This window comes from Mannheimia granulomatis (assembly GCF_013377255.1).
Classification (GTDB): domain Bacteria; phylum Pseudomonadota; class Gammaproteobacteria; order Enterobacterales; family Pasteurellaceae; genus Mannheimia; species Mannheimia granulomatis.
On sequence record NZ_CP016614.1, the window covers coordinates 382,391 to 409,258 of the forward strand.

The window sequence follows — 26,868 nt, forward strand, 5'->3', positions numbered from 1 at the left end:
TTATTGAAGTTCTTGCTCTTTGTGTTTAATTAAGTGGTACAACAAAATCAATACAAAGAAATAAAATATTGAACCGGAGTTATGCGCTAAGAAAGATTGGCTTAAGAAAAAGAATGAGTGTGCAGTAATATGTACTATACCTAAAACTGCAATGCATTTAACTGCTCTGTCTTCAGCTTTTAGGTGTCTTGCAAAAATTACAAATGGAATGAGTAAAATTGCCATGAGTGCAGCAAAGCCGATAATACCTCTTTTAACGAAGGATTCTAAATATTGATTATGTAAGCTATTAAAGCTTAAAGTAGATTTAGCCATTTGTTTAGATTCCACTTGTTTCTTTTTGAAAATTTCATAGCCAGAGCTGCCATGCCCTAATAAGGGTTTTTCACTTATTGCGACCAGTGCATTTTTCCACATATCAAAACGTGCTCCTAGGGATGAGTTTTTCTTATCTTTTTCAAAATATTGAGTGATATCACTTTTAGCTGCATTGTATCTTTTTTGAATACCGAATTCAGGCTTATAGATAAATAATGAGAGAGAAAGCCCTAATAAAAGGGCTGAAGTGGCAATAATTTTTTTATTTATCTGTTTAAAGTTAAATAGCAGAATGATCAAGAAGCAAGCAGGGAAGGCAATCCATCCACCTCTTGCACCGGTTAGAATACTAGCAAGTAAGCCTAGTCCTGCAAATAAAATATATAAAATACCAATTTTATTTTTCTTTTGTGAAAACCAGTAAAATGCAATCGCGATACTAAATAAGCCTAGTACAGTAGCAATATCACCTGCTTGAATACTCATAATTGCAGGAAATGGCTTTACTAATTTTAGAACAAATTTCTGATAAATCGCTAACAGCCCTACTACTAATGCCCCAATTGGAACAAAGTGAAAGAGTGTCGTTTTTTTAATGGGGTACAGCCCGAAGAAAAAAATCAATGGGATAAAGAATAAAATTCGACTTGGGTTGTCGATTTCACGGAATCCATCACCATTACAAACAGCCGAAATTACAAAAGTCAGAAAATAGGTAATAAGGGCGCCAATAAGATATTTGTCTTCTTTATCAATTTGCCATTTGTTTTTTAATTTGAAACGATGGAATAAGAAGGTGAGAGTGGCGATAACACTTAATGCCATTGGTACATAACTGTAGCCTTTTTTGAAGGTTAAAACCGTGATAAAAAAAAGCGCGACGAGCATATTAGAGAACGGTATCATCTTATTTTCTATTTTTCTGAAATTAAACGGCATAAAGTTACCTTATAAATGAAATTGAAAAATTAATGGCATTTATTTTACCTTATCTTGATTGAATTATCTCTATCTATCTCTTTTTTAAGAAAGTAGGGTTGAATTTGAGAGATTATTCAGCATAATGTTAGATATTAGTTCATTAAGGAGGCAGATATGAGTTTATTACCCATGAATGAAATCACGAATTTCAGCCAGTTAGATCCTAATGCTAGCTACACTTATGCAGATTATCTGAAGTGGAAAATAAAAGAACGTGTAGAAATTATTAAAGGCAAAATATTGGCAATGTCGCCAGCTCCAACACGATTTCATCAAAGAATTTCTATGAAGTTGACTGCAAAATTTCTGGATGTTTTTGATAATCATCGATGCCAAATTTACGCAGCCCCCTTTGATGTCCGTTTTCCTGATAAAGACGGTAATATTAAAACGGTAGTTCAGCCGGATCTGTGTGTGATTTGTGACCAAGAAAAATTAGATGATAAAGGCTGTATTGGTGCCCCTGATTTAATTGTTGAAATTTTATCGCCCGGCAATACTCGTAAAGAGATGAAAAATAAGTATGAGCTGTATCAAGAGTGTGGGGTAAAAGAATATTGGATTGTTTCTCCCGAAGTTCGTGCTATCCAAATTTTTGTTCTACAAGGGGATAAATATATCGGTATTCAGCCTGTAGCAGAAGATGATATTGCCACATCTGTTGTTTTTCCTGCATTAAGTTTTTCAACTGAAAAGTTATACGATTTGTAAGCACAAGACAACGAATCTACCCTTTACTTTGCTTTTTTGTTGAGGTAGAATGCACTACCTTTTTTGTTCTATGCCGCCAAAATTGTGTGCGGTTTAATTTAATCATATTTTTCTGAGGTGATGGCATATGCCAGTAATTAAAGTTCGTGAAAATGAATCATTTGACGTAGCATTACGTCGTTTCAAACGCTCTTGCGAAAAAGCAGGTTTATTAGCAGAAGTTCGTGCTCGTGAATTCTACGAAAAACCAACAACAATCCGTAAACGTGAAAAAGCATCACTTGCTAAACGTCACGCAAAACGTAACTTCCGCGAGAACGCACGTAACACACGCTTATACTAATTAGCAGAGCTGATTAGCAAAAATTTATCGAAACCGTGATTCCTTTTAGGCTCACGGTTTTGGTGTTTTTATCCTTTGATTACAAGCGGTTTATTTTTGGGGCATTTTTGCAAAATTCCGATGAAATATAATCGCTTGTGGAATCTTTATGAGCAGGAGGCAATCAATGAAAGGTATGATTCCACGTTCGTTTATTGATGATCTCATCGCTCGTACCGATATTGTTGAGGTCATCAACAGTCGGGTCAAGCTTAAAAAAGCCGGGCGGGATTATCAAGCCTGCTGCCCTTTTCATCATGAAAAGACTCCTTCTTTCTCTGTAAGCCAATCTAAACAGTTTTATCATTGCTTCGGCTGTGGTGCGCACGGTAATGTTATCAGTTTTTTGATGGATTACGATAAGCTCGAGTTCCCTGAAGCCATTGAAGAACTGGCCGCAATGCACGGTTTGGAAGTACCGCGAGAGAATGTTATCAATCAAGACGGCAAGCCCCAAGCTAATTACAAGACTAAACGCAATTTATACGAATTAATGGAGGCTGTGGCGAAGTTTTATCAACAAAACTTAACTCACCAGGATGCGGCTCAGGGCTATTTGCAAGAGCGGGGGTTATCGCAGGAGATTATTAGCCGTTTTGAGATCGGTTTTGCGCCGAATGCCTTTGATGCTGCTTTAAGAGCTTTCGGGCAATCCCAAGAAGATGTGCAGAAATTATTAGATATCGGTGTGCTAACTAAAAATGATAGCGGTCGAATTTATGATAAATTTCGCAATCGAGTGATGTTCCCAATTCGAGATAAACGTGGGCGAGTTATTGCTTTTGGCGGACGTGTGTTGCCTGGGGATGAGCAAGGGGCGAAGTATATGAACTCGCCGGAAACAGTGATTTATCATAAAGGCAGTGAGCTTTACGGCTTATATCAAGCCCTGCAAATTAATGAAAATCCGGATTATCTGTTTGTAGTAGAAGGCTATATGGATGTAGTTGCCCTCGCTCAATTTGGGGTAAACAATGTAGTCGCATCGCTTGGTACAGCTACTACAGGCGATCAAATTCAGCAGCTATTTCGTCATACTGAGCAAATTGTTTGTTGTTATGATGGTGATAGAGCGGGAAGAGATGCTGCTTGGCGGGCACTAGAAAATGCCCTAGCTTATTTGCACGATGGTCGTCAGCTGAAATTTATTTTCCTGCCGGATGGGGAAGATCCGGATACTTTTGTGCGCTCACAAGGAAAAGTTGGTTTTGAACAATATTTGACGGAAAATGCCAAATCGTTAAGCGATTTTTTATTTGATAGTTTATTGGTAGATGTTGATTTATCTTCGAAAGAAGGTAAATCTAAGCTTGCAGCGTTAGCTATACCGTTAATTAACCGCATCCCGGGGGAAATGTTACGAGTTTATTTACGCAACATTTTAGGTCAGAAACTGGGTATTTTCGATATATCACAATTAGAATCTATGCTGCCGAACAAAAAGGCAGACGAAAACCAGGTGTATCAAGCGGTAAAAATTAAACGTACGCCAATGCGATTGCTGATTGCCTTGTTACTACAGAACCCTTATTTAGTTAAATTTGTTCCGGAGGTTTCTTCATTAAAAGCATTAAAAGATCCGGGGTTTGAGTTATTAACGGATTTAGTGCTAACCTGTCAGCAAAATGCAGGTATTAGTATGGGGGGGCTACTTGAACATTATCGGGAGCATCCCCAATATAGAATCGTTGAAACACTGGCAAACTGGGAGCATTTAGTCTTGCCGGAAAATATTGAAACAACTTTTATTGAAACCCTTGATTTTCTCTATGCTAATTTAGTCGAATTACGCAAAGAAGAGCTTATTGCTAAAGACAGAACCGTTGGTTTAACCGATGATGAGAAACAAGAATACGCGATTTTGATGTTTCAGTAGAATTTTACTCTCGATCAAGTTACCCTCTTTGCTAAAGAGGGGAGATATCAATAACAGAATTTTTTTTCAAATTTACCAGTAAACCTAAATTTAGTGGTATAATCCACTACTATTTTTATGCTCGCATAATAAACGGATACACTATGGAAAACCAAGCAGATCAACAATTAGAACAGCAATCTCAATTAGAACTTCTGATTACTCAAGGACGTGAACAAGGTTATTTAACACTTTCTGAGGTTCACGATCACTTACCTGAAGAGTTAGTTGATGCAGAGCAAATCGAAGATATTATTCAGATGATCAACGATATGGGGATCCAAGTACTGGAAGTTGCTCCGGATACGGATGATTTATTACTTGCTGAAAATATTGCCGATGAAGACGTAGTAGAAGAAGCAACTAAGGTGCTTTCTACCGTAGAATCAGAATTAGGTCGTACTACTGACCCTGTACGTATGTATATGCGTGAAATGGGCACAGTAGAACTTTTAACCCGTGAAGGTGAGATTGATATTGCTAAGCGTATTGAAGATGGCATTAACGAAGTTCAATGTGCAATTGCAGAATATCCTGAAGCTTTAGAAGGGCTTTTAAATTGCTACGCTCAGGTTGAGGGCGGTGAAATGCGTTTATCAGATTTGGTCACGGCTTTTGTCGATCCAAATGCAGCAGAGGAATTATCAGAAGCAGATCTAGAAGTTGATATTGATGATGAAAATACTGAAGCGGTAGCGGATGTCGAAGACGATGAAAACGAAGATGAAGAATCTGATAGTAACTCAGACAGCAGCGATGATAGCTCTATTGACCCTGAACTGGCTCGTGAAAAATTTGAAGCGTTACGTAGCCAGCACCAAAAGGTATTGGTGTTCATTCAAAAACATGGCCGAACCAGCAAGAAAGCGAAAGAGCAGATTGAAATTCTGTCCAATATTTTCCGCGAATTCCGCTTAGTGCCAAAACAATTTGATTTACTTGTAGAATCAATGCAAAAGCTGATGAAGCAAGTACGTGCGGAAGAACGTCAAATTCAGCGTTATGCAGTTGAATATGCCGGCATGAAAAAAACGGATTTCCTAAAAGCTTTCCAAGGCCATGAATTAAGTGAGGCTTGGATTGAAAAAGCGATTAATGCGAAGAAAAATGCAGCACCAAAACTCGCGAATTATGTTGATAATATCCGTGCTAACATTGCTAATTTACAGAATTTAGAGCAAACATCCGGTTTGACGATTTCACAGATTCGTGAAATTGGTGGACGTATTGCAAATGGTGAATTGAAAGCCCGCCGTGCGAAAAAAGAGATGGTGGAAGCTAACTTACGTTTGGTTATCTCGATTGCGAAAAAATACACCAACCGTGGTTTGCAGTTCCTAGACTTGATTCAAGAGGGCAATATCGGTTTGATGAAGGCGGTAGATAAATTTGAATATCGCCGTGGTTACAAATTCTCGACTTATGCAACATGGTGGATTCGCCAAGCTATTACCCGCTCAATTGCGGATCAAGCCCGTACCATCCGTATTCCGGTGCATATGATTGAAACAATCAACAAATTGAACCGTATTTCTCGCCAATGTTTACAGGAAATGGGGCGTGAAGCAACGCCGGAAGAGCTGGCAGAGCGTATGGGCATGCCGGAAGATAAAATCCGTAAAGTGCTGAAGATTGCTAAAGAGCCGATTTCAATGGAAACGCCAATCGGTGATGACGACGATTCACATTTAGGTGATTTCATTCAAGACGAAAGCCTTGAATTACCACTTGATTCTGCAACCGCTGAGAGCCTACGTATGGCAACTAACGAAGTGCTGGAAGGCTTAACTCCGAGAGAAGCGAAAGTTCTGCGTATGCGTTTCGGTATTGATATGAATACTGACCATACCCTTGAGGAAGTGGGTAAACAGTTTGATGTAACCCGTGAACGTATTCGTCAGATTGAGGCAAAAGCGTTGCGTAAACTCCGCCACCCAAGCCGTTCAGAAACGTTACGCAGTTTCTTAGACGATTAATCATTTCCCCTGTGCCTATTGGTACGGGGGATTTTTTTATCTAAAACTGCCTACAAGCGGTCGGATTTCCCAAATTTTTTACCAAATAGGAATGAAACGATATGAAAAAATCCCTATTAGCCCTGATGATTGTATCTGTATTTGTCACAACAGCTTGCGAAGACAAAGAAACCCTTCAAAAACTACAAAATGCTGAGAAAGCAGTGGTTCAGTTAGAAACGGATTTAAAAACTGCGAAAGCTGAAAATGAAACCCTGAAAGCAGAACTTGCTAAGGCACAACAAAATATTCCGCTTCAGGTGGAAATTGCTAAAATTTTCGACAAGAGTGAAGTGATTAAACACAAAGTCGATCCAAAAGAAGAATATGCGATTGAAGAGACTAAAGTGACTTCATTTGTGACGATTCCAAAAACCAACTTAATGTGGCTTAACAACATTCTGATTAAATTTGCGTATGATTACAATGAAGAGCAAGGTCGAAAATTGCAGAATCCGACAGAGCAAGACTTAATCAAAAGCCGTGAAGAAATTTACCAAGATATGGTAAAGAGTGCGAAAGAAGAGCCTGTATTTGGTTATGAGGAGAGCATTTTGAGTGATTTTATCGGGCAGCGTAATAATATTGTCACTTTTAGTATGCAGCCTTTTTCCTATAGTGGAGGAGCTCATGGATTACACCACACAAGCTATATAAATGTGGATTTAAATAAAAAATCGGTGATTAGTCTCAATGATTTAGTAAGTGAAAAAAATCAAGCTAAGCTTAAAGAGGCGCTTTGGGAAAACTATGCTGTATTACGAGTGGACGAAAACGGTAAATATAATGGATTTGCGGATAAAAAAGAGTTTCGCATTTCATCGGAGTTCTATTTCGGTACAAGCGGGATTGTGTTTGTTTACCCGCCTTACGAGCTTGGGCCTTACGCAGAAGGTTATGTGGAGGTCGATTTACCTTGGTATCAAGCAAATGAATTACTGAATCTGGATTATCAGCGTGGTGAGAAAGACGGCTTCTTTAAAAAGGAAGAGTAATTGCAAATTTCTTGCAAAAAAGAACCGCTTGTTGTTATACAAGCGGTTTATTTTTGCCAAAATTTTACACTTTAGCCCAACACAATTCCTAAACTAAACAGTAGATTTGTGATTAATGCCAAACCTGCCATTTGCCCTAAAATCGGGTAAAGCTCTTTCGGATCTTTATGTAAATAGACAAATCGAGCGTGTTTGGCAAGGAGTGGTACGGCTAGTAAGAATAGGAAGCTGTACCAATGCTGAAATTCGGATATTGCAAAAATCAGGTAAGAAATGACCGCTAGCACGAGCAGTACAACGTGATATTTTCGCCCGTTTTGGCTACCGATTCGCACAATCAGGGTATTCTTGCCGGCTTGTCTATCTTGGTTAATATCACGTAAGTTATTGATATTTAAAACCGCAACCGAAAGTAAACCACAACCAAAGGCAGGAAGTAAAATCATTGGTGGTAGGCTATGTGCCTGTAAATAAAATACCCCGATAACTGCTACGAAGCCAAAGAAAATCAGTACGAACAGATCGCCTAGCCCCAAATAGCCATAAGCCTTTTTGCCCACGGTGTAGGTAATGGCTGCGAAAATCGACACCAAGCCCAGCCCGATAAAGAAAAATAGATCTTCAATGCTTTCATAAGCGTACATGCTTAACGCCACACCGGAAAAAAACGAAAGCATGCTTAGCACAATCACCGCTTTTTTAAGTTGCTCACCGCTGATCGCCCCTTGCTGAATGGCACGCAACGGCCCAATTCGCTCTTGGGTGTCTGAGCCTTTAACGTGATCACCGTAATCATTAGCGAAGTTAGATAAAATCTGCAATAAAATGGTAGTGATAAAGGCAAGAAGTGTGGTGATAAAATCAAACTTCCCCGCCCAATGTGCGAGAGCAGAGCCGACAGTAATCGATGCCAAGGCAAGCGGTAAAGTTTTTGGACGAGCTGTGGTGAACCAAATAGAAAAATAAGAATTTTTGTTCATAAAATACATTTCGTTTAAAATAACAGGTAATCGCTCTTATTTTAGCAGAAAAAATGCCAATGAACTCTACCCAGATCCAATTATCCCCTATTCAATATGTACCTATTGGTTTTATTGAAAGCCCTTATGATGAAAAATTTTCCGTCCCTCGTCAGCCTAATTTGGTTTGTGAGGGCCATGGGCTTTTAAAGTTAGTACCGACTTACAACACGGCTGATGCAGTACGAGGCTTGGAGCAATTTAGCCATATTTGGCTGATTTTCCAATTTCATCAAATTCGCGAACGGGATTGGCACGCTACCGTCAGACCGCCTCGCTTGGGCGGGAATGAGCGTATCGGCGTGTTTGCCAGTCGAGCGACTCATCGCCCGAATTCGATTGGGTTATCCAAAGTAAAATTAGAAGAAATTGTGGTTAAAGGCGGCGAGGTGTATTTAAGATTAGGGAGTGTGGATTTAGTTAATGGCACGCCGATTTTGGATATTAAACCCTATATTGCTTATGCAGATAGTGAGCCTGATGCGATTTCGGGCTTTGCTCAATACAAGCCGGAGGCAAAATTAGACGTTATGTTTAGTGAGCAGGCTACACAAGCGGTTAAATTCTGCCAAAATTTTGCAAAATTCAGTATTGAGCACCCACTTATGTTTATTCGTGATGTGATTGCTCAAGATCCTCGCCCAGCCTATCAACAGGGGAAAAGCTCGGAACGAATTTACGGGATGAGCTTAGCCGGCTATAACATTCGTTGGCAAATTATTCAGCATGAGGAAAAAGAACACGCCCTAGTGCTTTCGATTGTGCCTATTGAACTTTCTTAATAGTTATAAATCAAAAGAACAGTGTTTAATCACTTTAAGGATAACATTTCTATGAAATTGAAAAATTTTCTAACTATTTTACCGCTTGCAGTCGCGACAATGTCAGCCTCAGCAGAAACAGCTACTGCTGAAAATAAAGAGAAAACATCAACCTTTAATTTTTCAACAGAAGTAAGCCGTACCGTAGATAAAGATTTAATGCAGGCAAATGTATATAGCCGTAAATCGGGAAAATCTTTGCCGGAGTTAAAAAAATCCGTGTCGTTAAATTTGAATCGTGTGTTGGAAGAAGCGAAGAAATATCCGAATATTGAAGTGCAGGCTGAAGGTTTAACCAATAATGTAAACTATAACAGCAAAGGCAATATTGACGGTTGGGAAACTACAGGCAGCATTAATCTCAAAAGTAAAGATTTTGAAGCAATGGCAGCAGTGCTTGAGAATTTAGGTAAAGATGTGGCGATTAGCTATATTGATTTTAGTGTTTCGCCGGAAAAAATGGCTTCTCTTGAAGATGAGATGACTCTTGAAATTATCCATAAATTCCAACACAAAGCGGATATTATCCAAAAAGGGCTAGGCGCGAAGAAATATAAGCTGAGCAATATTAATATCCAGACCCCGAATGATGGCGGCGCTAACCATCCATATTATCGCCAAGAGCGAATGTATGCTATGGCGGCTGCACCTAAGATGTCGGAAAGTAACTCAATGGAACAAATTCCATTAGAAGCAGGTAAGACGACCATTTCTGCCAGTGCGTCAGGAAATGTGGAATTTGAATAGAAATGTATAGATTTGTATAGACTTGTATGTCTGCTTAATTTGGGCACAAAATCAGTTTATACTAGGAATATGAGCATTTAATTTATTCTTAGATGCTCATATTTTTATTTGGCTAGAAATAGCATTCGGAAAGTAAAACACATTATGTGTTATTCACCTTAAAAGGTAAGGACAAAAAATGAAAAAGTATTTTGCTGAGTTTTTCGGTACATTTTGGTTAGTATTTGGCGGTTGTGGTAGTGCAGTACTTGCAGCCGGTATTCCTGAGTTAGGTATTGGTTATGCAGGTGTATCATTAGCCTTCGGTTTAACCGTATTAACTATGGCGTATGCAGTTGGTCATATTTCCGGTGGTCACTTTAACCCTGCTGTATCTATCGGCTTATTGGTTGGTGGTCGTTTTAATGCGAAAGATTTACTGCCTTATATTGCAGCACAAGTAATTGGTGCGATTGCAGCCGCTGCCGTATTATATGCTATTGCTTCAGGCATTCCGACTTTTGATGTAACCGCGGGTTTTGCAAGCAATGGTTATGGGGAACATTCTCCTCACGGTTATAGCTTAACAGCAGCATTGTTAATTGAAATCGTCTTAACCGCGTTTTTCTTAATCATTATTATGGGAGCAACCGATAAACGTGCACCGGTAGGCTTTGCCCCGATTGCCATCGGTTTGGCGTTAACCTTAATCCACTTAATCAGCATTCCGGTAACTAATACCTCTGTAAACCCTGCGCGTTCAACCGGTGTGGCGTTATTCCAAGGTAGCTGGGCTGTTGAACAATTATGGTTGTTCTGGGTTGCACCAATTGTTGGGGCAATTATTGGTGCGCTAGCATATCGTTTTATTGCTGAAGAAAAATAATTTTACGTAGCGAGTTTTATGCAGCCCTAATTCTTGATTAGGGCTGTTTTTTTGTTTTGAAAAGGGTGAGAAAATGAAAAAATTAATCAAATTATGTGGTGTAATTTCGGCAACAATTTTACTGAGTGGTTGCCTAGTTACTTCTGTTGTTGGCGGTGTTGTGGGGACAGCCGTAGATGTAGTGGATGCAGTAACACCTGATATCATTGACTAATGCATGTTACAAGCGGTTAAAATTCGCGGATAGATTGCAAATATAAAATAAAGCGTTACAATGGTTTGCTATTTTATAAAACAGATGAATTAAAAGGATTCAATATGAAAATTACCAAAGATTTAGTGCCAAGTATTGCTTATCAAGTTCGTACGCAAGAAGGTGTATTAGTTGATGAAGCACCGGTAAATCAGCCGTTAGAATACTTGCACGGTCATAACAATTTAGTGGAAGGTTTAGAAAAAGCTTTAGAAGGCAAAGCGGTTGGCGATGTGTTTGAGGTGCGTGTAAAACCGGAAGAAGGTTATGGTGAATACAACGACAATATGGTTCAACGTGTGCCGAAAGAAGTCTTTATGGGCGTGGATGAATTAGAAGTAGGTATGCGTTTTATCGCAGATACCGATTTAGGCCCGCTACCGGTTGTGATCACTGAAGTTGATGGTGACGAAGTGGTTGTTGACGGTAACCATATGCTAGCCGGTCAAGAGTTATTATTCTCGGTAGAAGTGGTTGGCGTGCGTGAAGCGACAGAAGAAGAGATTGCTCACGGCCATGTTCACGGTGGACACGGTGGCTGTGGTTGCGGCGGTCATGGGCATGAGCACGACCACGAAGGTTGCTGTGGCGGACACGACCATGATCACCATCATCATAATCACGGTGGCTGTGGTTGTGGTGGTCATCACTAATTTAGTTTATCCCTCCTTTATGGAGGGATAGCTACTTTCAGCCTATGAGGATAGTGGTAAGCGGTTAAATTTTGCTAAAAATTTACCAATATCTTTATAAAAATCTAAATATGATAACAACCTTTCAAAATATGAGTGAAACCAAACAAAACCAATCTGCTATCGACTATCTACGTGCGATTTTAAGTGCCAATATTTATGATTTAGCACAAGTTACCCCTTTGCAAAAAATGGAAAAATTATCTGAACGTTTAAGTAATCAGATTTTTATTAAACGTGAAGATCGCCAACCGGTGCATAGTTTTAAATTACGTGGCGCTTTTGCGATGATCTCCAATTTAACCAAAGAGCAAAAAGAAGCCGGTGTTATTGCTGCTTCAGCCGGTAACCATGCACAAGGCGTTGCACTTTCGGCAAAGCATTTAGGTTTGAAAGCATTAATTGTGATGCCGCAGAACACGCCTGCAATTAAAGTAGATGCCGTGCGTGGTTTTGGGGGGGAAGTGCTGCTATACGGCGCTAATTTTGATGAGGCGAAAGCTAAAGCTATTTCACTTTCCGGTGAATTGGGGATGACTTTTATTCATCCGTTTGATAGTCCTGCCGTCATTGCCGGGCAAGGCACGATCGGTTTGGAGCTGGTTCAGCAAAAATCTGATTTAGACTATGTCTTTATTCCTGTTGGTGGCGGTGGCTTAATTGCCGGTGTGGCGGTGCTGATTAAGCAAGTTTTGCCCAATATTAAAGTGATTGGTGTGGAGTCTAAAGATTCTGCTTGCCTTTATCATGCTTTAAAGCAAGGCCAGCCGACTGACTTAGAGCGAGTGGGGCTATTTGCCGACGGTATTGCGGTAAAACGTATTGGTGAGGAAACTTTCCGTTTATGTCAGCAATATGTGGATGATGTAGTTTTGGTGGATAATGATGAAATTTGTGCCTCAATGAAACTGATTTTTGAGAATGTACGTGCGATTTCTGAACCATCAGGAGCCGCTTCCCTTGCCGGTTTGAAAAAATATGTGAAATTACATCAATTAGAAGGTAAAAACTTAGCCTGTATTCTTTCCGGGGCGAACTTAAATTTCCATACCTTACGTTTTGTTTCCGAACGCTGTGAAATTGGTGAAAAGCGTGAGGCGATTTTGGCGGTTACTATTCCGGAGCAAAAAGGCAGCTTCTTGAAATTCTGCCAAATTTTAGGTGACCGTGCGGTAACTGAATTTAATTATCGCCATTCAGATGATAACAAGGCGTGTGTTTTTGTCGGTGTGCGTATTAGTGGTTCGGCAGAAAAATTGGATATCATTAAAGATCTTCAACAGAATGGTTATGATGTGGCGGATTTATCCGATGATGATATCGCTAAAACCCATATTCGCTATATGGTGGGTGGACGTACAACTTCTATCGAGAACGAACAGCTTTATAGTTTTGAATTCCCTGAACAGAAAGGAGCGTTACTGAAATTCTTACAAACCCTAACCGATTGGGATATTTCTTTGTTCCATTATCGTGCACACGGCTCCGATTATGGAGATATTTTGGCAGCATTTGCATTAAATCATGGCGATGAAGTAGAATTAAACAAACATTTAGAACAGCTTGGTTATCGTTTCCAAAACGTCAGTGAAAGCCCGGCTTATCAATATTTTTTAAAATAAACTTTTGTTATAAAACTAGGAATCATAATGGCTCGTAAATATTTCGGCACAGACGGTGTGCGTGGTGAAGTGGGAAAATTCCCGATTACGCCTGAATTTGCATTAAAATTAGGTTGGGCAGCCGGTAAGGTACTTGCCACTCAAGGCACTAAAAAAGTGCTGATTGGTAAAGATACCCGTATTTCCGGTTATATGTTGGAATCTGCTCTTGAAGCAGGTTTAACGGCAGCCGGTTTATCGGCTGTCTTCGTTGGTCCGATGCCAACCCCGGCTATTGCGTATTTAACCCGTACATTCCGTGCAGAAGCGGGTATTGTGATTTCGGCTTCACATAACCCTTATTATGATAATGGCATTAAATTTTTCTCCTCTGTGGGCGAAAAGTTGCCGGACGAAATTGAAGAAGCCATCGAAGCGATGCTAGATGCTCCAATGGACTGCGTAGATTCCGCCAACTTAGGTCGAGCAAGTCGTATTAATGATGCAGCAGGGCGTTATATTGAATTTTGTAAAGGGACTTTCCCTTCAGAATTAAGCCTTGAGGGTTATAAAATTGTGGTAGATAGTGCCAATGGTGCAACTTACCATATCGCGCCAAATGTAATGCGTGAATTAGGCGCAGAGGTGCTTGAAATCGGTACTAAACCGGATGGTTTAAATATCAACGAAAAATGTGGTGCGACTGATATTAAAGCATTACAAAAAGTGGTTATTGAATCAGGTGCAGATGTTGGTTTGGCCTACGATGGTGATGGCGACCGTTTGATTATGGTCGATCATCTCGGTAACAAGGTGGATGGTGACCAAATCCTGTTTATTTTGGCTCGTGAAGCTCTGCGTTCAGGTAAATTACAGGGCGGGGTAGTTGGTACCTTAATGAGTAATATGAGTTTGGAATTGGCGTTAAAAGAGTTAGCGATTCCGTTTTCTCGTGCGAACGTAGGGGACCGCTATGTGTTAGAACAGCTAAAAGAGAAAGGCTGGAAATTGGGCGGTGAAAATTCGGGTCATATTATTGTGTTAGATAAAAACACCACAGGTGATGGCATTATCGCTTCACTACAAGTATTGGCCGCAATGGCAAGCCATAAATTAAGTCTCAATGATTTGGCTAAAGCTGTGCCGTTATTCCCACAGGTATTGCTTAATGTTCGTTTTGAGAAAGGCTCTGCTAATCCGCTTGAAAGCGATGAAGTAAAAGCGGTAGCGGCAGAAGTAGAAAAACGCTTAGCAGGAAAAGGGCGTATCCTGTTGCGTAAGTCAGGCACCGAACCATTAATTCGTGTGATGGTTGAGTGTGAAGATGGGCAACTGGCTCAAAGCTGTGCGGAAGAGATTGTTGAAGCAGTAAAACGTAATTAATCCAAGCGGTCATATTTTGTAAAAAAATTGCAAAATATGACCGCTTGTTGCTTAAAAGGAATAAATAATGAACCAACAAAAGATGAAAAAAATTGCGGCTCAAGCTGCGTTAAAATTTGTTAAGCCGGATACAATTGTCGGGGTGGGTAGCGGCTCAACAGTAAATTGCTTTATTGATGCTTTGGCTTCAATGAAAGATGATATCAAAGGGGCAGTCGCTGCATCAAAGGCATCGGAAGATCGTCTGCGTGAAATCGGAATTGAAGTATTTAGTGCTAATGAAGTCAGTGAGCTAGATGTTTATATTGATGGTGCAGATGAGATTACGCCTCAAGGTGCGATGATTAAAGGTGGTGGTGCAGCATTAACCCGCGAAAAAATCGTCAGTTCTCTGGCTAAGAAATTTATCTGTATTGTAGATAGTTCAAAGCAAGTAGGTGTGTTGGGTTCAACTTTCCCGTTGCCGGTTGAAGTGATTCCGATGGCACGTTCTTATGTTGCCCGTCAGTTAGTTGCGTTAGGTGGTTCGCCGGAATACCGTGAAGGTGTGGTAACAGACAATGGTAATGTGATTTTAGATGTGCATAATTTCCAAATCTTAGAGCCACTAAAGATGGAACATACAATTAATAATATTGCAGGTGTGGTAACTAATGGTATTTTTGCACAACGTTTTGCTAACGTAACTATTGTTGGTACACCTGAAGGTGCTGTTATTTTAGAATAATTTTATATCGCAAACACAAAATATAACTAGGAGCAAAGCATGACAAAAATTTCTTTGGATAAATCAAAGATTAAATTCCTCCTGCTTGAAGGAGTACATCAAAATGCAATAGATGTGCTTTTAGCTGCAGGCTATACCAATATTGAAGTACACAAGAAGGCATTAGACGGTCAAGAGTTGCTTGATGCGATTAAAGATGCTCATTTTATCGGGATCCGATCACGTACATTTTTAACTGAAGAAGTGCTCGCTCATGCTCAAAAGTTAATTGCAGTAGGCTGTTTTTGTATCGGTACCAACCAGGTTGATTTAGATGCAGCGAAGAGACGTGGTATTCCGGTATTTAATGCCCCATTCTCAAACACCCGTTCTGTGGCAGAATTAGTATTAGCTGAAATGATTTTGCTTATGCGTCAAGTGCCAACTGCCAATGCTGAGGTGCATCGCGGTGTTTGGAATAAATCGGCAGCCGGCTCAAATGAAGTGCGTGGTAAGAAATTAGGTATTGTGGGCTATGGACATATCGGCTCGCAGTTAAGTATTCTTGCTGAAGCTATTGGGATGAACGTCTATTTCTATGATGTAGAAAATAAATTACCACTTGGCAATGCACAGCAAGTCCCAACATTAGAGCATTTGCTTTCTACTTGCGATATGATTTCATTACATGTGCCGGAAATTGAATCGACTAAAAACTTAATGAGTGCACAGCGTATTGCCCAGCTTAAGAATGGCTCTGTGCTAATTAATGCGGCACGTGGTACAGTAGTGGATTTAGATGCTTTAGCGGCTCGTCTTGAAGAGGGTTCTTTGCGTGGTGCGGCAATTGATGTATTTCCGGAGGAACCTGCATCCATTAACGATCCATTTATCTCGCCATTGTGTAAATTTGACAATGTGATTTTAACACCACACATTGGTGGTTCGACATCTGAAGCACAAGCTAATATCGGTACGGAAGTGGCAAATAAATTTGTGAAATATTCGGATAATGGCTCAACCTTATCGGCAGTAAACTTTCCTGAAGTTTCTTTGCCGATTCATAACCAAACTAAGCGTTTATTACACATTCATGAGAATCGCCCGGGTATCTTAAATCAAATTAACCAAGTGTTTGTGGAATCGAATGTGAACATTGCAGCACAATATTTACAAACAGATCCAACTATTGGTTATGTGGTGATTGATGTTGAGTGTGATGATGTAGATAACGCATTACAACGTTTGAAAGCGATTGAAGGAACCATTCGTGCCAGAGTATTATATTAATTGATATGAAAAGAGCCTGAAGACAGGCTCTTTTTATTACAAGCGGTCATTTTTTTCAAAAATTTTACCGCTGATTAAGATCGATTTAGAAACGATAAGTCGCATTCGCTGAGAATAAATTTCCTTTTAGTTTTGTTCCACCACGTTTTAAATTTTCACGTGTGTATTCCGCACCGATTTCTACATCGCTTGATATAGCGTATTTTGCACCGGCACCAATACCGAAACCACGGAAAGTATCATTCCCTACTTTGCTTGAGCTTGCGTCCACTTTCACGTAAGGAAGTAAGTCTGAACCTACGCGATAACCTTGTTGATAGGCAATCGTATATTTATGCTTTTGTTTTGCATCATTAAAGACTTTAGTGCTACCTAATTTTGCTTTACCTTGTACGATACCGATAAAATTATTACCTTGATCAATACCGTAATCAACCACAAGAGTTGGTCCCGTTGATTGCTTGCTTTTAACACCGTTAACATCGTATTTAGTCGTGGTAACATCTACCCCTACTCCAACACCAGTAAAAGTTTGACCTACAGGTGCTGCAAAGGCATGAGTAGAAAATAGGCAAGCTAATGCAACTATAGTTAGTTTTTTCATAAATGACTCCTATATGATTATTCAATATTGCCACAGAAGCGATAACCTTCGCCATGAATTGTAACAATAATTTCTGGGGTACTTGGATGATCTTCAAAGTGTTTACGAATACGACGAATAGTAACATCAACCGTTCTGTCGTGTGGTTTTAGCTCTCGCCCAGCCATTTTTTTCAATAAATCTTCTCGTGTTTGGATTTTCCCCGGATTTTCGCAGAAGTGTAACAAGGCTCTAAACTCACTACGAGGCAATTTATTTACTTCACCTTCGGGGCTGATTAAGCTATGACTGTTAATATCTAATGTCCAGCCATTGAAATGATAACTATCAATTTCCGTTTGTACTTTAACTGCTTTTTCCGTATTTGCCATTGTGCGTTGCAGCAAATTTCTAGCACGAATGGTTAGCTCACGAGGATTGAAAGGTTTAGTAATATAGTCATCGGCACCGATTTCTAATCCTAGAATTTTATCAATCTCATTATCTCTACCGGTTAAAAACATAAGAGGTAGTTTCATATTCTCTCGGATTTCTCGAGCTAAAATTAAGCCGTTTTTACCCGGTAGATTAATATCCATTATCACCAGATTAATTTCTTGGTTGTTGAGAACCGTATGCATCTCGGCACCATCAGATGCTTCAAATACTTGATACCCTTCACCTTCGAAAATGCCTTTAAGCATATTTCTTGTTACCAATTCATCTTCAACAATTAAGATTTGTGGGGTTTTCATTTTTTAAACCTCGAATTTAATTTATCAATTCTTTTCATAACGTTTATGTTACAAGTTGATTTCATTCTACTGATAAATGGATTAATGAAAAAGTATAAAAATGCTAATTTATTTAATTCAATCAAATTTTTAGCGATTTATCTCTGTCATCCACACCCAAAATTAGATAATTACCATCGATATCAGCAAGACTACGAAAGCCGATATTATAAATTTGGCATTCCTGATGGTGTTTTAAGTGGCTGTAATTAAAATTATCGTGATGATGCCCATGGAATATTTTAGTTACCCCTAGTTTTTTGGCTAACTGGTTAATTACCGAAAAACCTTGTGGATGTGGTTTAGGCGCTTCATGCGTAATTAAAATGTCAGCTTTTTGAGCTTCGAGAGCTTCAAAATCCGACGGAAAAATTGAAGAGCGGTGCCTTAGCGGAACGCCTCCCCGCCAAATTTTTTCTTGTGGAGAATATTGGCAGAAGTGAATAGGATCAAAAAACATCGGTCGGTTTGGCGGCATCCAGATATGACCTCGAAAAACACCGCCAACACCGGCAATTTTTACCCCTTGAATATCAACTACCTTACCGTGGATATTTCGCTCTTTCCAGGCACTATTCCAAATAGCATCGAAAGAGGCAACCGTTTTACTATCATGGTTACCGTGAATAAACCAAATATCGCAATATTGCGAGAGTTTATCCAGTTCATCCGGAGTAGTTAATTGGAGATCACCTAGGATGACTAATGCCACTTCCTCAGTCTGTGCTTTGAGAATGGGATAAAGATGGTCATAGCTGCCGTGTGGATCACCTGCAAAAAGTATCATGTTATTTTTTCCGTGAGCTTTATTGTGTTTCGTCTAAATTATATTGCTTAAATTGTAGTGGAATAGGTTCCTCGTTTAAAATCGCCTCAACCACTTCTTTAGTTTGATTGTATCTGTCCAAATAGCTCGGAGACTCAATTTCAATATAAGGAATTCGGTATTTTTCCAATAATTTTTTCAATAATTGCTGAAATTGCTGACGCTGTTTTTTCGAGCCTAAACTGCGTAAACCATCTGCCACCCATTTTGTATTGTTTGAAAGCAGGATGGTAACATCAAACGGATACTCTCTAATCATTGAATCCAAGAACGGATGTGCTTTTCCTTCATATTGAATACAAAATGCTTGGGTTGTAATGTAATCAGTATCAATAATAGCCACTTTATGGGCGTGTTTCATAGCATAATCGACATAACGCTGATGACCTAATACCATCTGCGGATAATCTGAATATTGCATTGCTTGTTCATTGCCCCCTAGCTGTTCAAACACGAATTCACGCCCATATTCCCACGCAGAAGTCGTATTAAATACATTTGCCAACTTACTGACAAGCACCGATTTACCGCTACTTTCACCCCCTAAAATTGCGATCGTTTTCACAAAGAACGGACGAACCTCTTTTGGAATAAAACGCCAATATTGGAATGGATTATTACGAATTTGAGTCGCAGAAACGTTGAAAGATTCACGGGCAGGATCCACTAATTCAACTTCTAAGCCCAAATATTTTTCGTAAGGTTCTTTGTCTTGAACTTCGCTGCTAAAAACGATGCTTGGGTTAATATTATGTTCGGAAAATAACTCTTTCACCCTAGTCGACCAACCTTCCCAACCGTTTGGATAACTTGGAATACCGTCTTCTACCAAATGATGAATAAATATTTGTTTTTGTTGATATTTAAAAATTTGCTGTACCCAACGTAAACGATCTTCGTTAGTCGGCATCCGCTTCATTTTACTTTGTTCGAACAGGCGTAAGTCACGCTCAGAATCGGTACAGACAACTACATGAAGCACATCTACTTTACTAAATGCTTCATAAATCATATTAATATGACCTGTATGAATTGGGTAGAATTTCCCGAAAATAACCCCGGCTCTTTCATTGTTATCTTCCGCAATGTTTAAGACTCTATGTAAAGCCTTGAGCTTGCTGGCACTGGGATTTTTGATTTTACCGCTGACTAACTGGTTAAAATAAGCGCGGGTTAAGCCTGCTTGCTCGCAAATTTCGTTTACTTTCAGTTTGAGCTGTTTACGTTTTTGTTGAAGATAAGCAAAGTCCGTCATAATTATTTCCTTATATTTCCTTATTTTTTATTCTCAATCATATAGCAAAATGTAGCATTTGAATATATTTTTATCGTATAGAAGTAATTTTGATGCGATATTTTTCATTTTTTTAACCTATCAGATTCCTCGTTTAACAACTTGGTTAGTTAATAGGCAGAACCTATATTTTTCTTTCGCTATAGGTAAAAAATATACGGAAATTTTTCCTTTTTTATTGATTTATCGCTATAATCACAGCAATTTTCACTTATAAAACGGTCTCTTTTTTATGCAACTTATTCGAGGTTTTCACAATTTAGCAAAATATGGCGCTTTGAATAAGGGCTGTGTTCTCTCAATTGGAAATTTCGATGGCGTGCATATCGGTCATCAAAATATTTTAAGTCGTTTGTGTGATAAGGCATTAGAGCTGAATTTACCTTCAGTTGTGATGTTATTTGAGCCACAACCTCGAGAATTTTTTGCAAAAAAAAATGGAAACTTGATCGCTTGTAATCCTCCGGCCCGCCTGATGAGGCTACGTGATAAATTGAAATATTTAGAAGAAGCCGGAGTAGATTTTGTATTATGTGTACGTTTCGGCGAAAAGTTTGCCCATATTTCTGCAGAGGATTTCATCAGTGATTTATTAGCGAAACAGCTAAAAGTGCGTTATCTAAGCGTTGGCGATGATTTTCGCTTTGGTGCTAAGCGTGCCGGCAGTTTTGAAACTTTACGCAACGCCGGGCTGAAATACCGTTTTGCGGTGGAAGAAAGTCACACGCATAGCTTAAATGAGGAGCGTATTAGTAGCTCTCTTATTCGTGAAGCTTTGAAAAACGATGATCTTAGCCTTGCTGAAAAGTCACTCGGTAAACCTTACAGTATTTGCGGGCGGGTCGCTCACGGTAACAAACTCGGTAGAACGATTGGTTTTCCAACAGCAAATATTTTGTTAAATCGCTTGGTTACCCCGATTCAAGGCGTATATGCTGTACAAGTAGAAACGCCTCAAGGTAAATTTAACGGCATTGCGAATGTCGGTAATCGTCCAACCATTAACGGTACAAAGCCGTTGCTGGAAGTGCATATTTTTGATTTTAATGATTCCATTTATGGAGAAGCGATTGAGGTTATCTTTCTGCAAAAAATCCGTAACGAAACCAAGTTTGAAAGTTTTGAAGCATTAAAAGCACAAATTGAGCAGGATGTCATGATGGTAAGAAAGTATTTTCAAGCGGTCTGATTTTTAGAAATTTTTACAAAAATATTGATTAAATTGGTAGATAACAATGACAGTTGATTACAAAAACACTCTTAACCTGCCTGAAACAGGCTTTCCGATGCGTGGCGATTTAGCTAAACGTGAACCTGATATGTTAAAAAATTGGTATGACAAAAAACTATACCAAAAAGTGCGTGAAAGCTCTAAGGGCAAGAAAACCTTTATTCTGCACGATGGTCCTCCGTATGCGAATGGTAATTTGCATTTAGGACACGCAGTCAATAAAATCTTAAAAGATATTATTATGAAGTCTAAGACTTCACTAGGTTACGACACTCCTTATGTGCCGGGTTGGGACTGCCATGGTTTACCGATTGAGTTGAAAGTAGAAGGCATTGTAGGCAAGCCGAATGAAAAAATTTCTGCAGCTGAATTCCGTCAAGCCTGCCGTGATTATGCCAAAGAGCAAGTGGAAGGGCAGAAAGCCGATTTTATTCGTATGGGGATTTTAGGGGATTGGGATAATCCTTACCTTACAATGAATTTCAATACTGAAGCAAGTATTATCCGCACTTTAGGCAAAGTGATTGCTAATGGTCATTTATACAAAGGTTCTAAGCCGGTTCACTGGTGTTTAGATTGTGGCTCATCGCTAGCAGAAGCAGAAGTGGAATATGAAGATAAAGTTTCGCCATCAATCTATGTGCATTTTAATGCGGTAGATGTGGCGGAAGTGGAAGCAAAATTCAACGCACAAGGTAAAGGGCAAGGCAACTTATCTGCGGTAATTTGGACAACCACACCTTGGACAATTCCATCTAACCGTGCGATTGCTATCAATCCGGAACTTGAATACGCGTTAGTGCAATTAGGTGACGAGCGTGTGGTACTAGCGGTCGATTTAGTTGAAGATGTTGCAAAAGCCGCAGGCGTTGAATCATTTGAAATTTTAGGTACAACCAAAGGTGAAAATTTAGAATTAATCCGTTTTAATCACCCATTCTATGATTATAGCGTGCCATTTATCTTCGGCGACCATGTTACGACAGATGGCGGTACGGGTTTAGTTCATACTGCTCCTGATCACGGTGCAGATGACTTTGTTGTCGCACGTAAATATAAGATTGAGATGGCGGGCTTGATTTCCAATGATGGTAAATTCAAATCCGACACTCCATTCTTTGCGGGCTTAGGCGTGTTTGAGTCGAACGAAAAAGTAGTGGAAAAACTGCAAGAAGTGGGAGCATTGCTGAAATTATCCCGCATCAAACACAGCTATCCGCACTGTTGGCGACACAAAACCCCGATTATTTTCCGTGCCACTCCACAATGGTTTATCGGAATGGAAACCCAAGGTTTACGCAAGCAAGCATTAGGCGAAATCAAATCTGTACGTTGGATCCCATCTTGGGGTGAAGCACGAATTGATACGATGGTGGCAAACCGCCCAGACTGGTGTATTTCACGCCAACGTACTTGGGGTGTGCCAATGGCGATGTTCGTGCACAATGAAACCGAAGAGTTGCACCCACGCACATTAGAATTAATTGAAGAAGTGGCTAAGCGTGTTGAGCAATCAGGCATTCAAGCATGGTGGGATTTAGATCCTGCTGAGTTATTAGGTGACGAAGCAAAAGATTACCGTAAAGTGCCGGATACCTTAGATGTGTGGTTCGATTCAGGATCGACTTATGCTTCTGTGGTAGAACAACGCCCTGAATTTAACGGTAAATCGGCGGATATGTATTTAGAGGGCTCAGACCAACATCGTGGTTGGTTTATGTCATCTTTAATGCTGTCAACTGCAACTAACGGTAAAGCACCTTATAAGCAAGTATTAACTCACGGTTTCACCGTGGATGAAAAAGGTCGAAAAATGTCAAAATCGCTCGGTAACGTGATTTTACCAAGCGAAGTTTGGAACAAAAACGGGGCAGATATTCTGCGTTTATGGGTAGCTTCTACCGACTACACCGGTGAAATTGCGGTCTCGCACAATATTTTAAATAGCGCCGGTGAGTCTTACCGCCGTATCCGTAATACCGCCCGTTTCTTATTGGCAAACTTAAACGGTTTTGATCCGAAGCGTGATCTTGTTCAGCCCGATGAGATGATCGCGCTGGATCGTTGGGCAGTAAGTTGTGCATTAGAAGCACAAAATGAGATCAAAGACGCTTACGACAACTACCAATTCCACACGGTAGTGCAACGTTTAATGCGTTTCTGCTCAATTGAAATGGGATCGTTCTACCTCGACATCATTAAAGACCGTCAATATACCACTAAAGCGGACAGCCTTGCCCGCCGTAGCTGCCAAACCGCATTATGGCATATTGCAGAAGCCTTAGTACGTTGGATGGCACCAATTTTATCTTTCACCGCTGATGAAGTTTGGGGCTATTTACCTCAGGTGGAAAGTCGCAGTGAATTTGTGTTTACCGAAGAATTCTATGAGGGCTTATTCGGCTTAACCGAATCTGACAAATTAGATGATGCTTACTGGCAACAAATCTTAAAAGTGCGCGCTGAAGTAAACCGTGTGTTAGAGCAAGCACGTAAAGATAAAGTCATCGGTGCCGGCTTAGAAGCAAAAGTAACTGTGTATGCGAATGACACACTACTTCCGTTACTTGAGCAGCTTGGCGATGAGTTACGTTTCGTGTTAATTACTTCACAGGCAATTATCAAGCCACTTGCAGAAGCAGAGGTAGCAGAGGTAGCTGAGGGCGAATTAGCCGGATTAGCAGTGAAAGTAGAGCATGCAGACGGCGAAAAATGTCCTCGCTGTTGGCATTATGCAACCGATATTGGTACCCACACAGGTCATGAAGAAATCTGTGGTCGTTGTGTAGAAAATGTTGCAGGAGAAGGCGAAAAACGTTTATTTGCCTAATCGTAAGGGCGGGTTAAAAACCCGCCCTTATTTTTTGTTTCTTCTTTCTCACAATATGCTAAAAAGAGCAATAATATAATATTTGGTTATTTTTATTCCTCAATAAAATGAGTAGAGTAAGAGAAAAAATGTTATCAGGAGATGATCATGACTATTTTAAAAGCGATTGAATTCTTACATACGCAAAAATGGGTAGATTTAAGCCACGGAGTGAATACAACTATCCCTTATTTTCCGGCATTTAAACCCATTGAGGAGAAAACTTTATTTACCGTAGAAAAAGATGGCTTTCTAGCCAAAGAATATACCGTTGCTAGCCAATACGGTACACATATTGATGCACCTGTTCATTTCGCAGATGGTAAACGTACTTTAGATGAGATTGGTGCTACAGAATTTATCTTGCCACTAATTGTGATTCATAAAGAGAAAGAGGTTGCAACAAATCCTGATTATCGATTGACAGTTGAGGATATTCAGCAATTCGAAGCTGAATTTGGAAAAATTCCGTCTGGTAGCTTTGTTGCTTTTGCAAGTGGTTGGTCAGCCCGTTGGAAAGATATTGTAGCGTTTTATAACAAAGACGAAAACGGACAGGCCCACACACCTGGCTGGAGTTTGGAAGCACTACAGTTTTTGCATAATGAAAGAGATGTAGCGGCAATTGGGCATGAAACCCTTGATACAGATAGTGCGTTAGACTTTGTGAAAAACCAAGATTTAGTGGGTGAGCGTTACTGGTTATCGCAAAATAAATTCCAAGTAGAGGTACTCAATAATTTAAGTTCATTACCGTCGGTAGGCGGAGCAATTTTTATTGGTGTGCCGAAAATTGAACAAGCCCCCGGTTTCAATGCTCGTGTATTGGCGGTTGTTCCGGCATAGTATATTGATTATATAAGATTTTACAGTTGATTAAGATTGCCGATAAAGTTCGTCATCTAGCAATATATTAGGAAACTGTCTTTTTTATCAATAGTTAGACAGTTTTCCTAAAATTTGCAAAAATTCTCCAAATAAGTACCGCTTGTATTTGGAATAATGATGAAACGCTTTTTTCCTTTTTATCTGTTCTCGCTCTTCTTCCTTTTTTCTCACATTGTGAAAGCGAATTCCCAACAATGTGAAAACTTAAAATCCGTTCCACTTTATAACACCGAAATTTATAAGGCAGACTGGGTTGAGCAGTCTGAAAAATTGCCTGCATATTGCTTAATTCAAGGTGAAATTGAAAAAAGAGTAGGGAAGAATGATAAGCCATACGGTATTCAGTTTGAGCTACGTTTGCCTGAGAAATGGAATGAAAAATTTCTATTCCAAGGTGCAGGCGGCATCGGTGGTGTCATTTTTCCGGCTGAGGGAAAACTTTATCCTCACGGAGCAACAGGCTTGAGCGCTTTGAGCCGAGGCTATGCCGTGGTGAGCAACGACAGTGGCCATCCTAATCGTGATTTAAGTTTTACCGAAGATTGGCTAGCCCGATTGAATTATGCCTATGCTTCGATCGGCAAAGTAACCGACATTGCCAAGCAGCTGATTACGCATTTCTACCAAAAATCGAGTCGCTATAACTATTTTATGGGTTGCTCAAATGGTGGGCGAGAGGCAATGATGGCAGCCATCCGCTATCCGCAAGAGTTTGACGGCGTAATTGCCGGTAGCCCCGGCTTTCGGGTTTCTCGTTCGGTACTAGCAGAGGTCTGGGATAACCGTGCTTTACTGGCAGCTTCGCCCAAAAATAGCGAAGGCGAGAAAATCTTAGCCGAAGCCTTGAGCCAACAGGATTTAGATCTTGTAGCCAAAAGCGTGTTGCAACACTGTGATAAGCTCGATGGCTTAGAGGATGGCTTGATTAATGCGTGGGAACAGTGTGATTTTCAGCCTGAAATGGTTGTTGATAAGATAGGTAAAGAGAAAGTTAACCTACTTAAAACGCTATTTGATGGGGCAAAAAATAGCCGGGGTGAATTGATTTATAGCCGTTGGCCTTATGATTCCGGCATTAACAGTAAAGGCTGGCGGCATTGGAAGTTGGGCGACAGCAAAACGGCAGCACCGAATAGTATCAGCTTTAAAATGGGGTTGAAAAGTTTAACCCATTATTACCTGACGCCTCGCCAGCCAGAAGCGGATCCGCTGAGAGTAGACTTAGATATTGCCGCTGAGCAAGTTAAAGCGGTGGGGCAAATTCACGACACTGACAGCCTTGATTTTTCCGATTTTCAGCAGCATGGTGGGAAAATGTTGATTTATCAAGGCGTTTCCGACCCGATTTTTTCTGCAGTTGATCTTAGAGATTGGTATCAATCTTTACAACAAGCGGTTAAAAATCCGCAAAATTTTGCAAGGCTGTTCTTCGTTCCTGCGATGAACCATTGTGGGAGAGGAGCAACGGTAAATGATTTTGATATGCTCACCTCTCTTGAAAATTGGGTGGAAAAAGGAGAATCCCCGGATCACATAGAAGCAAAAGCGGGTGAACTTTACCCGAATAAAGCCAAACGGATTCCGCTTTGCGCTTATCCTAAGGTGGCTTATTACCGTGGAGAAGACCCTCATCGCTTGGAAAGCTTTGAATGCCGTTAATCCAAAATCGCTTTATTGACAATTTCCGTG

At 40.0% G+C, this 26,868-nt stretch carries 24 protein-coding genes; 18 read left to right on the top strand and 6 right to left on the bottom strand.

The annotated features are described in order from the left end of the window. Complete coding sequence (locus tag A6B41_RS01760) at positions 1 to 1,257, bottom strand: O-antigen ligase family protein (protein ID WP_027073830.1); 1,257 nt, start codon at positions 1,255 to 1,257, stop codon at positions 1 to 3. Between the two features lie 156 nt (positions 1,258 to 1,413). Between A6B41_RS01760 and A6B41_RS01765 the strand changes: the two genes are divergently transcribed. The 5 genes from A6B41_RS01765 to A6B41_RS01785 all read left to right on the top strand — a co-directional run bounded on the left by A6B41_RS01765 (position 1,414) and on the right by A6B41_RS01785 (position 7,317). Next, positions 1,414 to 2,010 (top strand): Uma2 family endonuclease, encoded by a 597-nt coding sequence (locus tag A6B41_RS01765; protein ID WP_027073829.1) that lies wholly within the window; start codon positions 1,414 to 1,416, stop codon positions 2,008 to 2,010. Between the two features lie 127 nt (positions 2,011 to 2,137). Next, a complete protein-coding gene (gene rpsU, locus A6B41_RS01770) occupies positions 2,138 to 2,353 on the top strand; it encodes a 30S ribosomal protein S21 (protein ID WP_005712190.1) in 216 nt (71 codons plus the stop codon). 166 nt (positions 2,354 to 2,519) lie between these two features. Continuing rightward, the gene (dnaG, locus tag A6B41_RS01775) at positions 2,520 to 4,268 is read left to right on the top strand and encodes a DNA primase (RefSeq protein WP_027073828.1); all 1,749 of its coding nucleotides are present in this window, start codon (positions 2,520 to 2,522) and stop codon (positions 4,266 to 4,268) included. 143 nt (positions 4,269 to 4,411) lie between these two features. Next, positions 4,412 to 6,283: an RNA polymerase sigma factor RpoD gene (gene rpoD, locus A6B41_RS01780; protein WP_027073827.1), complete on the top strand. Its 1,872-nt coding sequence runs from the start codon at positions 4,412 to 4,414 to the stop codon at positions 6,281 to 6,283. A gap of 101 nt (positions 6,284 to 6,384) precedes the next feature. Then, a complete protein-coding gene (locus A6B41_RS01785; protein ID WP_027073826.1) occupies positions 6,385 to 7,317 on the top strand; it encodes a DUF3298 and DUF4163 domain-containing protein in 933 nt (310 codons plus the stop codon). Positions 7,318 to 7,388: 71 nt separating this feature from the next. Here the strand turns inward: A6B41_RS01785 and A6B41_RS01790 are convergent, their stop codons facing one another. Then, positions 7,389 to 8,297: a 1,4-dihydroxy-2-naphthoate polyprenyltransferase gene (locus A6B41_RS01790; RefSeq protein ID WP_027073825.1), complete on the bottom strand. Its 909-nt coding sequence runs from the start codon at positions 8,295 to 8,297 to the stop codon at positions 7,389 to 7,391. 59 nt (positions 8,298 to 8,356) lie between these two features. On the opposite strand from A6B41_RS01790, the gene tsaA reads away from it, so the two are divergent. The 9 genes from tsaA to serA all read left to right on the top strand — a co-directional run bounded on the left by tsaA (position 8,357) and on the right by serA (position 16,694). Beyond that, a complete protein-coding gene (gene tsaA, locus A6B41_RS01795; protein ID WP_027073824.1) occupies positions 8,357 to 9,118 on the top strand; it encodes a tRNA (N6-threonylcarbamoyladenosine(37)-N6)-methyltransferase TrmO in 762 nt (253 codons plus the stop codon). A gap of 51 nt (positions 9,119 to 9,169) precedes the next feature. Then, positions 9,170 to 9,904 (top strand): SIMPL domain-containing protein, encoded by a 735-nt coding sequence (locus A6B41_RS01800; RefSeq protein ID WP_027073823.1) that lies wholly within the window; start codon positions 9,170 to 9,172, stop codon positions 9,902 to 9,904. A gap of 178 nt (positions 9,905 to 10,082) precedes the next feature. Beyond that, positions 10,083 to 10,769 (top strand): aquaporin Z, encoded by a 687-nt coding sequence (aqpZ, locus tag A6B41_RS01805; protein WP_027073822.1) that lies wholly within the window; start codon positions 10,083 to 10,085, stop codon positions 10,767 to 10,769. A 73-nt stretch (positions 10,770 to 10,842) separates the two neighbouring features. Beyond that, positions 10,843 to 10,983 (top strand): hypothetical protein, encoded by a 141-nt coding sequence (locus A6B41_RS01810; protein ID WP_167325173.1) that lies wholly within the window; start codon positions 10,843 to 10,845, stop codon positions 10,981 to 10,983. A 104-nt stretch (positions 10,984 to 11,087) separates the two neighbouring features. Beyond that, positions 11,088 to 11,675 (top strand): peptidylprolyl isomerase, encoded by a 588-nt coding sequence (gene slyD / locus A6B41_RS01815; protein WP_027073821.1) that lies wholly within the window; start codon positions 11,088 to 11,090, stop codon positions 11,673 to 11,675. A gap of 131 nt (positions 11,676 to 11,806) precedes the next feature. After that, on the top strand, positions 11,807 to 13,336 hold the full coding sequence (gene ilvA / locus A6B41_RS01820; RefSeq protein WP_027073820.1) for a threonine ammonia-lyase, biosynthetic: 1,530 nt from the start codon (positions 11,807 to 11,809) through the stop codon (positions 13,334 to 13,336). Positions 13,337 to 13,360: 24 nt separating this feature from the next. Further along, positions 13,361 to 14,698 carry a phosphoglucosamine mutase gene (glmM, locus tag A6B41_RS01825; RefSeq protein WP_117471613.1) on the top strand — a complete coding sequence of 446 codons (1,338 nt, stop codon included), beginning with the start codon at positions 13,361 to 13,363 and terminating at the stop codon, positions 14,696 to 14,698. 67 nt (positions 14,699 to 14,765) lie between these two features. Next, positions 14,766 to 15,425 carry a ribose-5-phosphate isomerase RpiA gene (gene rpiA / locus A6B41_RS01830; RefSeq protein ID WP_027073818.1) on the top strand — a complete coding sequence of 220 codons (660 nt, stop codon included), beginning with the start codon at positions 14,766 to 14,768 and terminating at the stop codon, positions 15,423 to 15,425. Positions 15,426 to 15,464: 39 nt separating this feature from the next. Further along, positions 15,465 to 16,694 (top strand): phosphoglycerate dehydrogenase, encoded by a 1,230-nt coding sequence (serA, locus tag A6B41_RS01835; RefSeq protein ID WP_027073817.1) that lies wholly within the window; start codon positions 15,465 to 15,467, stop codon positions 16,692 to 16,694. Between the two features lie 85 nt (positions 16,695 to 16,779). On the opposite strand, the gene A6B41_RS01840 is transcribed toward serA, so the two are convergent. From A6B41_RS01840 to nadR, 4 genes are all read right to left on the bottom strand, one after another. Next, positions 16,780 to 17,298, bottom strand: a complete 519-nt coding sequence (locus A6B41_RS01840) for a porin family protein (RefSeq protein ID WP_027073816.1) — start codon at positions 17,296 to 17,298, stop codon at positions 16,780 to 16,782. Positions 17,299 to 17,315: 17 nt separating this feature from the next. Further along, a complete protein-coding gene (gene arcA, locus A6B41_RS01845; protein WP_027073815.1) occupies positions 17,316 to 18,032 on the bottom strand; it encodes a two-component system response regulator ArcA in 717 nt (238 codons plus the stop codon). A gap of 121 nt (positions 18,033 to 18,153) precedes the next feature. Continuing rightward, a complete protein-coding gene (locus A6B41_RS01850) occupies positions 18,154 to 18,858 on the bottom strand; it encodes a metallophosphoesterase family protein (protein WP_027073814.1) in 705 nt (234 codons plus the stop codon). Positions 18,859 to 18,877: 19 nt separating this feature from the next. Next, positions 18,878 to 20,152: a multifunctional transcriptional regulator/nicotinamide-nucleotide adenylyltransferase/ribosylnicotinamide kinase NadR gene (gene nadR / locus A6B41_RS01855; RefSeq protein ID WP_027073813.1), complete on the bottom strand. Its 1,275-nt coding sequence runs from the start codon at positions 20,150 to 20,152 to the stop codon at positions 18,878 to 18,880. A 271-nt stretch (positions 20,153 to 20,423) separates the two neighbouring features. On the opposite strand from nadR, the gene ribF reads away from it, so the two are divergent. The 4 genes from ribF (at position 20,424) to A6B41_RS01875 (ending at position 26,838) form a co-directional block, all read left to right on the top strand. Continuing rightward, complete coding sequence (gene ribF / locus A6B41_RS01860; RefSeq protein ID WP_027073812.1) at positions 20,424 to 21,380, top strand: bifunctional riboflavin kinase/FAD synthetase; 957 nt, start codon at positions 20,424 to 20,426, stop codon at positions 21,378 to 21,380. Between the two features lie 46 nt (positions 21,381 to 21,426). After that, on the top strand, positions 21,427 to 24,252 hold the full coding sequence (ileS, locus tag A6B41_RS01865) for an isoleucine--tRNA ligase (RefSeq protein ID WP_027073811.1): 2,826 nt from the start codon (positions 21,427 to 21,429) through the stop codon (positions 24,250 to 24,252). Between the two features lie 147 nt (positions 24,253 to 24,399). Then, on the top strand, positions 24,400 to 25,137 hold the full coding sequence (locus A6B41_RS01870; protein WP_263008789.1) for a cyclase family protein: 738 nt from the start codon (positions 24,400 to 24,402) through the stop codon (positions 25,135 to 25,137). 159 nt (positions 25,138 to 25,296) lie between these two features. Continuing rightward, positions 25,297 to 26,838 (top strand): tannase/feruloyl esterase family alpha/beta hydrolase, encoded by a 1,542-nt coding sequence (locus tag A6B41_RS01875; protein ID WP_237052484.1) that lies wholly within the window; start codon positions 25,297 to 25,299, stop codon positions 26,836 to 26,838. The last annotated feature ends 30 nt before the right edge of the window (positions 26,839 to 26,868 follow it).

What these genes read in the sequence shown, in the direction of transcription:
- A6B41_RS01760 (WP_027073830.1), bottom strand. Translation starts at nt 1,257, where the DNA reads ATGCCGTTTAATTTCAGAAAAATAGAAAATAAGATGATACCGTTCTCT.
- A6B41_RS01765 (WP_027073829.1), top strand. Translation starts at nt 1,414, where the DNA reads ATGAGTTTATTACCCATGAATGAAATCACGAATTTCAGCCAGTTAGAT.
- rpsU (WP_005712190.1), top strand. Translation starts at nt 2,138, where the DNA reads ATGCCAGTAATTAAAGTTCGTGAAAATGAATCATTTGACGTAGCATTA.
- dnaG (WP_027073828.1), top strand. Translation starts at nt 2,520, where the DNA reads ATGAAAGGTATGATTCCACGTTCGTTTATTGATGATCTCATCGCTCGT.
- rpoD (WP_027073827.1), top strand. Translation starts at nt 4,412, where the DNA reads ATGGAAAACCAAGCAGATCAACAATTAGAACAGCAATCTCAATTAGAA.
- A6B41_RS01785 (WP_027073826.1), top strand. Translation starts at nt 6,385, where the DNA reads ATGAAAAAATCCCTATTAGCCCTGATGATTGTATCTGTATTTGTCACA.
- A6B41_RS01790 (WP_027073825.1), bottom strand. Translation starts at nt 8,297, where the DNA reads ATGAACAAAAATTCTTATTTTTCTATTTGGTTCACCACAGCTCGTCCA.
- tsaA (WP_027073824.1), top strand. Translation starts at nt 8,357, where the DNA reads ATGAACTCTACCCAGATCCAATTATCCCCTATTCAATATGTACCTATT.
- A6B41_RS01800 (WP_027073823.1), top strand. Translation starts at nt 9,170, where the DNA reads ATGAAATTGAAAAATTTTCTAACTATTTTACCGCTTGCAGTCGCGACA.
- aqpZ (WP_027073822.1), top strand. Translation starts at nt 10,083, where the DNA reads ATGAAAAAGTATTTTGCTGAGTTTTTCGGTACATTTTGGTTAGTATTT.
- A6B41_RS01810 (WP_167325173.1), top strand. Translation starts at nt 10,843, where the DNA reads ATGAAAAAATTAATCAAATTATGTGGTGTAATTTCGGCAACAATTTTA.
- slyD (WP_027073821.1), top strand. Translation starts at nt 11,088, where the DNA reads ATGAAAATTACCAAAGATTTAGTGCCAAGTATTGCTTATCAAGTTCGT.
- ilvA (WP_027073820.1), top strand. Translation starts at nt 11,807, where the DNA reads ATGAGTGAAACCAAACAAAACCAATCTGCTATCGACTATCTACGTGCG.
- rpiA (WP_027073818.1), top strand. Translation starts at nt 14,766, where the DNA reads ATGAACCAACAAAAGATGAAAAAAATTGCGGCTCAAGCTGCGTTAAAA.
- serA (WP_027073817.1), top strand. Translation starts at nt 15,465, where the DNA reads ATGACAAAAATTTCTTTGGATAAATCAAAGATTAAATTCCTCCTGCTT.
- A6B41_RS01840 (WP_027073816.1), bottom strand. Translation starts at nt 17,298, where the DNA reads ATGAAAAAACTAACTATAGTTGCATTAGCTTGCCTATTTTCTACTCAT.
- arcA (WP_027073815.1), bottom strand. Translation starts at nt 18,032, where the DNA reads ATGAAAACCCCACAAATCTTAATTGTTGAAGATGAATTGGTAACAAGA.
- A6B41_RS01850 (WP_027073814.1), bottom strand. Translation starts at nt 18,858, where the DNA reads ATGATACTTTTTGCAGGTGATCCACACGGCAGCTATGACCATCTTTAT.
- nadR (WP_027073813.1), bottom strand. Translation starts at nt 20,152, where the DNA reads ATGACGGACTTTGCTTATCTTCAACAAAAACGTAAACAGCTCAAACTG.
- ribF (WP_027073812.1), top strand. Translation starts at nt 20,424, where the DNA reads ATGCAACTTATTCGAGGTTTTCACAATTTAGCAAAATATGGCGCTTTG.
- ileS (WP_027073811.1), top strand. Translation starts at nt 21,427, where the DNA reads ATGACAGTTGATTACAAAAACACTCTTAACCTGCCTGAAACAGGCTTT.
- A6B41_RS01870 (WP_263008789.1), top strand. Translation starts at nt 24,400, where the DNA reads ATGACTATTTTAAAAGCGATTGAATTCTTACATACGCAAAAATGGGTA.
- A6B41_RS01875 (WP_237052484.1), top strand. Translation starts at nt 25,297, where the DNA reads ATGAAACGCTTTTTTCCTTTTTATCTGTTCTCGCTCTTCTTCCTTTTT.